Here is an 11,724-nt window from a genome sequence, read left to right as displayed (position 1 = left end):
TTGCCGCTGACGGCGATTAATCAGTTTCTCACGGTTGGCGGTGAATGGCGTCACGACAAACTTAGCGATGCGGTGAACCTGACCGGGGGAACCAGCTCCAAAACGTCTGCCAGCCAGTACGCGCTGTTTGTGGAAGATGAATGGCGGATCTTCGAGCCGCTGGCGCTGACGACCGGCGTGCGTATGGACGATCACGAAACCTACGGTGAACACTGGAGTCCGCGTGCCTACCTGGTTTATAACGCCACCGACACCGTAACGGTGAAAGGGGGCTGGGCGACGGCATTTAAAGCACCTTCTCTGTTGCAACTTAGCCCTGACTGGACGAGCAATTCCTGCCGTGGCGCATGTAAGATTGTGGGTAGCCCGGATCTGAAACCAGAAACCAGCGAAAGTTGGGAGCTGGGGCTTTACTACATGGGTGAAGAAGGCTGGCTGGAAGGGGTTGAATCCAGCGTTACCGTTTTCCGTAACGATGTGAAAGATCGTATCAGCATCAGCCGTACGTCTGACGTCAACGCTGCACCGGGCTACCAAAACTTTGTTGGTTTTGAGACGGGCGCTAACGGACGGCGCATACCGGTATTTAGCTACTACAACGTTAACAAAGCTCGTATTCAGGGCGTGGAAACCGAACTGAAAATTCCGTTCAACGATGAATGGAAACTGTCGATCAACTACACCTACAACGATGGTCGTGATGTCAGCAACGGCGAAAACAAACCGCTATCCGATCTGCCGTTCCATACTGCTAACGGTACGCTGGACTGGAAACCGCTGGCGCTGGAAGACTGGTCATTCTATGTTTCTGGTCACTATACCGGGCAGAAACGCGCCGACAGCGCGACGGCTAAAACACCGGGCGGTTATACCATCTGGAATACCGGCGCGGCCTGGCAGGTGACTAAAGACGTCAAACTGCGCGCAGGCGTGCTGAACCTTGGCGACAAGGATCTCAGTCGTGACGACTACAGCTATAACGAAGACGGACGTCGTTACTTTATGGCAGTGGATTATCGCTTCTGATGAGAAGATGCCCGGCGAACCGGGCGGACTTTCACTTCAGTAAATACTGCGCATGGAAGCGCAGGTGATCCTCTATAAAAGAGGCGATGAAGTAGTAACTGTGATCATATCCCGGCTGAATACGCAGCGTCATCGGCCACGCTTTCTGGCGCGCGGCTTCTGCCAGTACCGCAGGTTGCAACTGGTCGGCAAGAAACTGATCATTATCGCCCTGATCGATAAGCGTCGGGATCGCATCCTGCGCGTTACTGGCATACATCAGCGCGCAACTGTCCCATTCCAGCCATGCATTTTTGTCCTCACCTAAATAGCTGCTAAACGCTTTGATTCCCCACGGGACGCTGCACGGATTCACAATTGGCGCAAAGGCCGAAACGCTGGTGTATTTACCCGGATTTTTCAGCGCCATAATCAGCGCACCGTGACCACCCATTGAGTGACCGCTAATGGCGCAGCGGTCGCTGACATTAAATTGCGACTGAACCAGCGCCGGTAATTCATCGCGCAGATAATCATACATCCGGTAATGCGTCGCCCACGGCGGTTGCGTGGCATTAAGATAAAAGCCTGCGCCCTGGCCTAAATCGTAGCCATCGTCGTTGGCAACCTTTTCGCCGCGCGGGCTGGTGTCTGGCATCACCAGTACAATCCCCAGTTCTGCCGCCACGCGCTGGGCACCCGCCTTGGTGGTGAAGTTCTCGTCATTGCAGGTTAATCCGGAAAGCCAGTACAGCACTGGTGGCGGGGTGTGATCACGAGGGGGTGGGAGAAAGATACTGAACGTCATCGGGCAGTTTAAGGTACTGGAGTCGTGTCGCCAGCGTTGCTGCCAGCCTTCAAAACAGCGGTGCTCTTCGAGCATTTCCATGCGTGGCTCCTTGTTGTGTTGTTTGCAATTTCTTCATCATACCGTTTATTCAATGTGCTGTGAGTAACTTTCACTTCCGTATTTGCATAACGATGTTTTAACATCTGCTGATGAAAGGCAGCGGCAATTACAATAATTATCGCTGTGAATACTGGATTATGTGCGCCGCCTCACGCACAATAATCAGGCTGTAAATCAGCTTAATAACTTTGCCCCCACGCAGGGCGGAGGCGTCACACCTGCAGGAGAAATCATAAATGCCATCACTCAGTAAAGAAGCGGCCCTGGTTCATGAAGCGTTAGTTGCGCGAGGACTGGAAACACCGCTGCGCCCGCCCGTGCATGAAATGGATAACGAAACGCGCAAAAGCCTTATTGCTGGTCATATGACCGAAATCATGCAGCTGCTGAATCTCGACCTGGCTGATGACAGTTTGATGGAAACGCCGCATCGCATCGCTAAAATGTATGTCGATGAAATTTTCTCCGGTCTGGATTACGCCAACTTCCCGAAAATCACCCTCATTGAAAACAAAATGAAGGTCGATGAAATGGTCACCGTGCGCGATATCACTCTGACCAGTACCTGTGAACACCATTTTGTTACCATCGATGGCAAAGCGACGGTGGCTTATATCCCGAAAGATTCGGTGATCGGTCTGTCAAAAATTAACCGTATCGTGCAGTTCTTTGCCCAGCGTCCGCAGGTGCAGGAACGTCTGACGCAGCAAATTCTTATTGCGCTACAAACGCTGCTGGGCACCAATAACGTGGCTGTCTCGATCGACGCGGTGCATTACTGCGTGAAGGCGCGTGGCATCCGCGATGCAACCAGTGCCACAACAACGACCTCTCTTGGTGGATTGTTCAAATCCAGTCAGAATACGCGCCACGAGTTTCTGCGCGCTGTGCGTCATCACAACTGATTAAAAGGCAGGAACCATGGAGCGCAACGTCACGCTCGATTTTGTTCGCGGCGTCGCCATTCTGGGGATCCTGCTATTAAACATCAGCGCCTTTGGGCTACCAAAGGCGGCTTATCTCAATCCCGCCTGGTACGGTGCTATTACGCCGCAGGATGCATGGACCTGGGCATTTCTTGATCTCATCGGCCAGGTGAAATTCCTCACGCTTTTTGCGCTGCTGTTTGGTGCTGGACTGCAAATGTTGCTGCCCCGTGGCAGACGCTGGATCCAGTCGCGGTTAACGCTGTTAGTCTTATTGGGCTTTATTCACGGTTTATTGTTCTGGGACGGCGATATTCTGCTGGCTTACGGGCTGGTGGGCTTAATCTGCTGGCGGCTGGTGCGCGATGCGCCATCGGTAAAAAGCCTGTTTAATACCGGCGTCATGCTTTATCTGGTGGGGCTTGGCGTTTTGCTGTTATTGGGGCTGATTTCCGACAGCCAGACCAGCCGCGCCTGGACGCCGGATGCATCGGCTATTTTGTATGAAAAATACTGGAAGCTTCACGGCGGCGTTGATGCGATCAGTAATCGTGCCGATGGTGTTGGCAACAGTTTACTGGCACTGGGCGCACAGTATGGCTGGCAACTGGCTGGGATGATGCTCATTGGTGCGGCGCTGATGCGCAGCGGCTGGCTGAAAGGGCAGTTCAGCTTACGTCACTATCGTCGTACTGGTTTTGTGCTGGTGGCGATTGGGGTGACCATTAACCTTCCTGCCATCGCCCTGCAATGGCAGCTGGACTGGGCGTATCGCTGGTGTGCCTTCTTACTTCAAATGCCGCGGGAACTGAGTGCGCCGTTTCAGGCGATTGGCTATGCGTCGCTGTTTTATGGCTTCTGGCCGCAATTAAGCCGCTTTAAGCTGGTGCTGGCAATCGCCTGCGTCGGACGGATGGCGCTGACCAACTATCTATTGCAAACGCTGATTTGTACCACGCTTTTTTACCACCTCGGTTTGTTTATGCATTTTGATCGCCTGGAGCTGCTGGCGTTTGTTATTCCGGTATGGCTGGCGAATATCCTCTTCTCTGTTATCTGGCTGCGTTACTTCCGCCAGGGGCCGGTGGAATGGCTCTGGCGTCAGTTAACTTTGCGTGCTGCCGGAACGGCAATATCTAAAACATCAAGATAACGATCTGGATCACATTCGTTAACAAAACGGCTGTAACCGTTTCCATTGCTGTGACTCGATTCACGAAGTCCTGTATTCAGTGCTGACAAAATAGCCGCCAGCAAGCAGTCATTTACTGCAATCTCATAACAGGTAGTGAATATGATCACCATTCGTGATGTAGCGCGTCAGGCTGGCGTCTCTGTGGCAACGGTTTCCCGGGTGCTCAATAACAGCACGCTGGTCAGTGCCGACACGCGTGAAGCAGTAATGAAAGCCGTGAGTGAGCTGGATTATCGGCCAAATGCCAATGCCCAGGCGCTGGCAACTCAGGTTAGCGATACCATTGGCGTGGTGGTGATGGACGTTTCTGATGCTTTTTTCGGCGCGCTGGTAAAAGCGGTGGATCTGGTCGCCCAGCAGCATCAGAAATACGTGCTAATCGGCAATAGCTATCATGAAGCGGAAAAAGAGCGTCACGCCATTGAGGTGTTAATTCGCCAGCGTTGTAATGCGTTGATTGTTCACTCAAAAGCATTGAGTGACGATGAACTGGCGCAATTTATGGATAACATTCCCGGTATGGTGTTAATCAACCGCGTTGTGCCGGGGTACGCCCATCGTTGCGTTTGCCTGGATAATCTCAGCGGTGCCCGAATGGCGACGCGCATGTTGCTGAATAACGGTCATCAACGTATTGGTTATCTTTCTTCCAGCCACGGCATTGAAGATGACGCCATGCGTAAAGCAGGCTGGATGAGTGCGTTGAAAGAGCAGGATATTATTCCGCCGGAAAGCTGGATTGGCACTGGTACGCCGGACATGCCGGGCGGTGAGGCGGCGATGGTTGAACTGCTGGGGCGCAATCTACAACTTACCGCTGTATTTGCTTATAACGACAATATGGCCGCTGGCGCACTGACAGCATTAAAAGATAATGGCATTGCGATTCCGTTACATCTCTCAATCATCGGTTTCGATGATATTCCCATCGCCCGTTACACCGACCCGCAATTAACGACCGTGCGTTATCCCATTGCTTCAATGGCGAAATTAGCCACCGAACTGGCCTTGCAGGGGGCAGCAGGCAATATTGATCCTCGTGCCAGCCACTGTTTTATGCCGACGTTAGTGCGTCGCCATTCTGTCGCAACACGCCAGAATGCGGCGACGATCACTAACTCAACAAATCAGGCGATGTAACCGCTTTCAATCTGTGAGTGATTTCACAGTATCTTAACAATGTGATAGCTATGATTGCACCGTTTTAACGTTGTAACCCGTATGTAACAGTGAATAATCACTTTCACCGAGGTAATAGCGTCATAACAACAATTAAAGCCGTTTTCTGGAGCGTTACCGGGCATGGAAGAACGAATTTTAAAAAGTGAGCTTCGGCGTTCAGTAACACTTCATTAACTCTACTGCCCCGCCGAGCATTTATCTCAAGCACTACCCTGCATAAGAAAAACCGGAGATACCATGAATAAGAAGGTGTTAACCCTGTCTGCTGTGATGGCCAGCATGTTATTCGGTGCCGCTGCACACGCTGCTGATACTCGCATTGGTGTAACAATCTATAAGTACGACGATAACTTTATGTCTGTAGTGCGCAAGGCTATTGAGCAAGATGCGAAAGCCGCGCCAGATGTTCAGCTGCTGATGAATGATTCTCAGAATGACCAGTCCAAGCAGAACGATCAGATCGACGTATTGCTGGCGAAAGGGGTGAAGGCACTGGCAATCAACCTGGTTGACCCGGCAGCTGCGGGTACGGTGATTGAGAAAGCGCGTGGGCAAAACGTGCCGGTGGTTTTCTTCAACAAAGAACCGTCTCGTAAGGCGCTGGATAGCTACGACAAAGCCTACTACGTTGGCACTGATTCCAAAGAGTCCGGCATTATTCAGGGCGATTTGATTGCTAAACACTGGGCGGCGAATCAGGGTTGGGATCTGAACAAAGACGGTCAGATTCAATTCGTATTGCTGAAAGGTGAACCGGGCCATCCGGATGCAGAAGCACGTACCACTTACGTGATTAAAGAGCTGAACGACAAAGGCATTAAAACTGAACAGTTACAGTTAGATACCGCTATGTGGGATACCGCTCAGGCGAAAGATAAGATGGACGCCTGGCTGTCTGGCCCGAACGCCAACAAAATCGAAGTGGTTATCGCCAACAACGATGCGATGGCAATGGGCGCGGTAGAAGCACTGAAAGCACACAACAAGTCCAGCATTCCGGTGTTTGGCGTCGATGCGCTGCCAGAAGCGCTGGCGCTGGTGAAATCCGGTGCACTGGCGGGCACAGTACTGAACGATGCTAACAACCAGGCGAAAGCGACCTTTGATCTGGCGAAAAACTTGGCCGATGGCAAAGGTGCGGCTGATGGCACCAACTGGAAAATCGACAACAAAGTGGTCCGCGTACCTTATGTTGGCGTAGATAAAGACAACCTGGCTGAATTCAGCAAGAAATAAGACTGATTGGGCGCAGTCGTTTACTGCGCCCTTATTGTATGGCCAACAAGGTAAAATTATATGGTCAGCTCAACGACTCCGTCTTCCGGGGAATACTTGTTGGAAATGAGCGGTATCAACAAGTCTTTTCCTGGTGTTAAGGCACTTGATAACGTTAATTTAAAAGTCCGGCCACATTCTATCCATGCATTAATGGGGGAAAACGGCGCAGGAAAATCAACATTATTAAAATGCCTGTTTGGTATTTATCAAAAAGACTCCGGCACCATTTTATTCCAGGGTAAAGAGATCGATTTCCATTCCGCCAAAGAAGCACTGGAAAATGGTATTTCGATGGTACACCAGGAGTTAAACCTGGTATTACAACGTTCGGTGATGGATAACATGTGGCTGGGGCGATATCCCACCAAAGGCATGTTTGTCGATCAGGACAAAATGTACCGCGAAACCAAAGCGATTTTTGATGAACTGGATATTGATATCGATCCGCGTGCGCGCGTCGGCACATTATCCGTTTCGCAAATGCAGATGATCGAAATCGCCAAAGCGTTTTCCTATAACGCGAAAATTGTGATTATGGATGAACCGACTTCTTCGTTAACCGAAAAAGAGGTCAATCATCTGTTCACTATTATTCGTAAATTAAAAGAGCGCGGCTGCGGTATTGTTTATATCTCGCATAAAATGGAAGAAATCTTCCAGTTATGTGATGAAGTTACCGTATTGCGCGACGGTCAGTGGATCGCCACCGAACCGCTGGCAGGACTGACGATGGACAAGATCATCGCCATGATGGTTGGGCGTTCTCTTAATCAGCGTTTTCCTGACAAAGAAAACAAGCCGGGCGAAGTCATCCTCGAGGTGCGTAACCTAACGTCACTGCGCCAGCCGTCGATTCGCGATGTCTCGTTTGATCTGCATAAAGGGGAGATCCTCGGTATTGCCGGGCTGGTGGGGGCGAAACGTACCGATATTGTTGAGACGTTATTTGGTATTCGCGAGAAATCGGCTGGCACCATTACGTTGCACGGCAAACAGATCAATAACCATAATGCCAACGAAGCCATAAACCACGGATTTGCACTGGTAACTGAGGAGCGCCGCTCAACGGGAATTTATGCCTATCTGGATATTGGTTTTAACTCGTTAATTTCCAATATTCGCAACTACAAAAATAAAGTTGGTTTACTGGATAACTCGCGGATGAAAAGCGATACCCAGTGGGTGATTGATTCGATGCGGGTAAAAACGCCGGGTCATCGGACGCAAATTGGTTCGCTCTCCGGTGGTAATCAGCAAAAGGTGATTATTGGTCGCTGGCTACTAACGCAACCAGAAATATTAATGCTCGATGAACCGACGCGCGGTATTGATGTCGGGGCGAAGTTTGAAATTTATCAGTTAATTGCCGAACTGGCGAAGAAAGGCAAGGGGATTATTATTATCTCCTCTGAAATGCCTGAGTTGTTAGGGATAACAGACCGTATTCTGGTCATGAGCAATGGTCTCGTTTCCGGAATTGTCGATACAAAAACAACAACGCAAAACGAAATTCTGCGTCTTGCGTCTTTGCACCTTTAAGATTAGGGGCTTCCCATGAGTGCGTTAAATAAGAAAAGTTTTCTTACTTACCTGAAAGAGGGCGGTATTTACGTCGTTCTTTTAGTTTTGCTGGCGATTATTATTTTCCAGGACCCAACATTTTTAAGTCTGTTGAACTTAAGTAATATTCTCACCCAGTCATCGGTGCGTATTATTATCGCGCTCGGTGTGGCAGGGTTAATTGTCACCCAGGGGACCGATCTTTCTGCTGGTCGTCAGGTAGGGCTGGCGGCAGTGGTGGCTGCGACATTATTGCAGTCCATGGATAACGCCAACAAAGTGTTCCCGGAAATGGCGACGATGCCGATTGCGCTGGTTATTCTGATTGTCTGTGCCATTGGTGCGGTGATCGGTTTGATCAACGGTCTGATTATCGCTTATCTCAACGTGACGCCGTTCATTACCACGCTCGGCACGATGATCATCGTCTATGGAATCAACTCGCTCTATTACGACTTTGTCGGGGCGTCGCCAATTTCTGGTTTTGACAGTGGCTTCTCTACCTTTGCTCAGGGCTTTGTCGCGCTGGGGAGTTTCCGTCTCTCTTACATCACCTTCTACGCGTTGATTGCGGTGGCGTTCGTCTGGGTGTTGTGGAACAAAACCCGCTTCGGTAAGAACATTTTTGCCATTGGCGGTAACCCGGAAGCGGCAAAAGTATCTGGTGTCAACGTCGGCCTGAACCTGCTGATGATCTACGCGTTGTCTGGCGTGTTCTATGCCTTTGGCGGGATGTTAGAAGCCGGACGTATCGGCTCTGCCACCAACAACCTCGGCTTTATGTATGAGCTGGATGCTATCGCGGCGTGCGTGGTAGGCGGTGTATCGTTCAGCGGCGGTGTGGGGACGGTGATTGGCGTGGTGCCCGGGGTAATTATTTTTACCGTCATCAACTATGGCCTGACGTATATCGGCGTAAACCCATACTGGCAGTACATCATCAAAGGGGCGATTATTATCTTCGCCGTAGCGCTGGATTCACTGAAATACGCGCGTAAGAAGTGATGTGATTGTGGATATTGCCGGATGCGCTGCATCCGGCAATCGGTGCCAAATGCCGGATGCGTCTCTGGTTTTACAACGTTACCGGGTGTTCTTTCTCGCCTTTCTTAAACTTCACTTCCCCGAGCTCAATACAACCCACCGGGCAGACGTGACCACAAAGCAGACAACCCACACATTTCTCGGTATTACAATGCGGTGTGCGGGTTTTCTCGCTCCATTCCATCGCCTGGTGACCGCCGTCGTAACAGGAAATATAACAGCGTCCACAGCCAACACATTTATCAAGATTGATACGGGGATAGACAATATAACTGCGGTCTAAATCTTCCGCCGGGACAATATTGTTATTCGCCAGACCTACCATCTCCTGCAGCGAATCAAATCCCTGATCGGCGAGATAATGCGACAACCCGTTTGCCATATCTTCCACTATCCGATACCCGTACTGCATGATGCCGGTGGTCACCTGTAACGTTGCTGCGCCGAGCAATAAAAACTCAGCCGCATCCTCCCAGGTTTCAATGCCGCCGATACCGCTGATTGGGAAATCGCGCAGTTCTGGATGGGTGCGCATCTGCTGAATGAAGCGCAGGGCGATCGGTTTTACCGCTTTACCGGAATATCCGGAAATACTCGATTTTCCGTTAACGATCGGCATACCGATTTTCTGATTAAGATCGATATTGGTGATGGATTTAACGGTGTTAATCGCCGCAATGCCATCTGCGCCGCCGCGCTTCGCCGCCAGCGCCACTTCGCACATATCACCGATATTCGGCGTCATCTTCGCCAGCATTGGCAGCGTGGAACCCCGTTTCACTGCCCGACAATATTTTTCTACCAGCTCCGGGCTTTGCCCGACATCGCTACCCATCGCATGAGAAGTCATTTGCGGACAGGAGAAGTTACACTCGATCATATCCGCGCCAGCTTCTTGCACCAGGCGCGCCAGCTCCTCCCATTGCTGCTCATTTTCCCCCATGATCGAAGCGATCAATACTTTGTCCGGGTAATCTTCCTTCAGCTGACGCAGGGCGGCCAGATTCTCTTCCAACGGATGTTCAGCAATCTGCTCCATATTTTTGAAGCCGATAAAACCGGTATCTTCTTTCACTAGATGATCAAAACGCGGCGAGACTTCGTTGGCGATAAAAAAGCCGATCGTTTTAAACACCACGCCGCCCCAACCTGTGTCGTAGGCTTTGGCACACATCTCATAGCAGTTGCCTACAGGCGAAGAAGAGAGGCAGAACGGGTTGGGAAACTTCACGCCGCAAAAAGTAATCGAAAGATCTTTCGTTAACATGAGCAAGCTCCCTCTAAATAGTGATGAATCGCCTCGGCGGCTTCTTTCCCGGTTTTCACGGCATAGACCACGGTTTTGTCACCCTCAACAATATCGCCAGCAGCAAAGACTTGCGGATCGCGGGTCTGATAATTTTGTGTTTTGATGGTGTTACGCTGCGGCTCTAACTCCGCAAAGGCATCCAGTCTGGCATGCTGACCGACGGCGAGAATAATTTTATCTGCCGCCATCGTCAGTTCGCCCGGTAACCGTACATGCTTAAACGTGACTTTATTGCCTTCCACGGCTACTGGCGTGAATCCATCGATGATCGAAACGCCCAGCTCCCGGGCGCTGGCAAACTCTTTTTCGCTTGCCGGAAACTCATCTAACTCTTCACGCGCTACGCAGGTTACCGCCTGACAGCCGAGAACTTTCAGCGTGCTGGCTACGTCCATCGCAACATCACCGCCGCCGATAATTAATGCGCTTTGTGGAATGCTGATATCGCCTTGCGCCTGTCGTGCACGTTGCAGGAAGTCGACGGCAATCTCAACGTCGCTATGCTCAAACAGCGATAACCCGGAACCGCTCGATAACCCCACGGTGACCAGTACCGCGCGGTTTTCTGCTTTCAGCTGCTCAAGGGTGAGTGTGTTACCGACTTCGTTGTTGCACTTAATGGTCACGCCCATTTTTTCAATACGGGCGATCTCTGCATCCAGCACTGATTGCGGTAACCGGAATTGCGGAATACCGTTACGCAACCAGCCACCGGGGTGCGCTTCTTTCTCATAAATCGTGACGTCATAACCCTGGTTTGTCAGTGTTACACTGGCCTGCAATCCGGCAGGACCTGCGCCAATAATCGCGACTTTGCCGAGCGTTTTAGTACCGGGCTGATAAATTTCCATCCCGGTTTGTTGTTCAAAATCAGTAACAAAACGCTGTAAGCGACCGATATCAATGGGAGTATCAACACCGGCACGGGTACAACCGCTTTGACATAATTTCTCCGTCGGGCACACTCTGGCACAAACGGCACCGAGGGCATTATTTTCGCGAATTGTCTCGGCAGCGCCTTTAAAATTACGAAAGTAGATTGAGCGAATAAATTTCCCCGGATCGGTCTGTGCCGGGCAAGCCTGACTACAGGGAGCGTCATGACATAATAAACAGCGAGAGGCTTCTTTAATCGCCAGTAAAGGCGTAAAAGCCGGAGTGAGTTCATCCAGATAATTTTGTTGCGGCATGTGATCTTCCTTAATGCTATGAGTAATTAAGGCGAACGCTAAATATACTCGTCATACTTCAAGTTGCATGTGCTGCGTCTGCGTTCGCTCACCCCAGTCACTTACTTATGTAAGCTCCTGGGGAC

General features: G+C 50.7%; 10 protein-coding genes. 7 read left to right on the top strand and 3 right to left on the bottom strand.

Annotated elements, in window-relative coordinates; translation table 11 throughout:
• Nucleotides 1-1,026, top strand: a 1,026-nt coding sequence (locus QZF50_RS19855; protein WP_290388961.1) for a TonB-dependent receptor, incomplete at its 5' end; no start/stop codon positions are given.
• 31 nt (nucleotides 1,027-1,057) lie between these two features.
• Here QZF50_RS19855 and yeiG read toward each other — a convergent pair.
• Nucleotides 1,058-1,894 (bottom strand): S-formylglutathione hydrolase, encoded by an 837-nt coding sequence (yeiG, locus tag QZF50_RS19850; protein WP_000425438.1) that lies wholly within the window; start codon nucleotides 1,892-1,894, stop codon nucleotides 1,058-1,060.
• A gap of 257 nt (nucleotides 1,895-2,151) precedes the next feature.
• Here yeiG and folE point away from each other — a divergent pair, with 257 nt between their 5' ends.
• The 6 genes from folE (at nucleotide 2,152) to mglC (ending at nucleotide 9,061) form a co-directional block, all read left to right on the top strand.
• Nucleotides 2,152-2,820, top strand: a complete 669-nt coding sequence (folE, locus tag QZF50_RS19845) for a GTP cyclohydrolase I FolE (protein ID WP_001139613.1) — start codon at nucleotides 2,152-2,154, stop codon at nucleotides 2,818-2,820.
• A gap of 16 nt (nucleotides 2,821-2,836) precedes the next feature.
• On the top strand, nucleotides 2,837-3,994 hold the full coding sequence (yeiB, locus tag QZF50_RS19840; RefSeq protein ID WP_000440895.1) for a DUF418 domain-containing protein YeiB: 1,158 nt from the start codon (nucleotides 2,837-2,839) through the stop codon (nucleotides 3,992-3,994).
• Nucleotides 3,995-4,135: 141 nt separating this feature from the next.
• Complete coding sequence (gene galS / locus QZF50_RS19835; RefSeq protein ID WP_000628660.1) at nucleotides 4,136-5,176, top strand: HTH-type transcriptional regulator GalS; 1,041 nt, start codon at nucleotides 4,136-4,138, stop codon at nucleotides 5,174-5,176.
• A gap of 279 nt (nucleotides 5,177-5,455) precedes the next feature.
• Entirely contained in the window at nucleotides 5,456-6,454 is a 999-nt protein-coding gene (gene mglB, locus QZF50_RS19830; protein ID WP_001036964.1) for a galactose/glucose ABC transporter substrate-binding protein MglB, read from the top strand.
• Nucleotides 6,455-6,514: 60 nt separating this feature from the next.
• Nucleotides 6,515-8,035: a galactose/methyl galactoside ABC transporter ATP-binding protein MglA gene (mglA, locus tag QZF50_RS19825; RefSeq protein ID WP_000255039.1), complete on the top strand. Its 1,521-nt coding sequence runs from the start codon at nucleotides 6,515-6,517 to the stop codon at nucleotides 8,033-8,035.
• Between the two features lie 15 nt (nucleotides 8,036-8,050).
• Complete coding sequence (gene mglC, locus QZF50_RS19820; protein WP_290388960.1) at nucleotides 8,051-9,061, top strand: galactose/methyl galactoside ABC transporter permease MglC; 1,011 nt, start codon at nucleotides 8,051-8,053, stop codon at nucleotides 9,059-9,061.
• 70 nt (nucleotides 9,062-9,131) lie between these two features.
• On the opposite strand, the gene preA is transcribed toward mglC, so the two are convergent.
• Together preA and preT are read right to left on the bottom strand one after the other, a co-directional pair.
• Entirely contained in the window at nucleotides 9,132-10,367 is a 1,236-nt protein-coding gene (gene preA / locus QZF50_RS19815) for an NAD-dependent dihydropyrimidine dehydrogenase subunit PreA (protein ID WP_061892441.1), read from the bottom strand.
• A complete protein-coding gene (preT, locus tag QZF50_RS19810) occupies nucleotides 10,361-11,599 on the bottom strand; it encodes an NAD-dependent dihydropyrimidine dehydrogenase subunit PreT (protein WP_001136365.1) in 1,239 nt (412 codons plus the stop codon). The genes preA and preT overlap by 7 nt, the downstream gene beginning before the upstream one ends.
• Between the last annotated feature and the right edge of the window lie 125 nt (nucleotides 11,600-11,724).

Origin of the sequence: uncultured Escherichia sp., from assembly GCF_948475835.1 — a bacterium.
GTDB lineage: Bacteria > Pseudomonadota > Gammaproteobacteria > Enterobacterales > Enterobacteriaceae > ECMA0423.
This window is presented reverse-complemented; position numbering and strand designations above follow the sequence as displayed.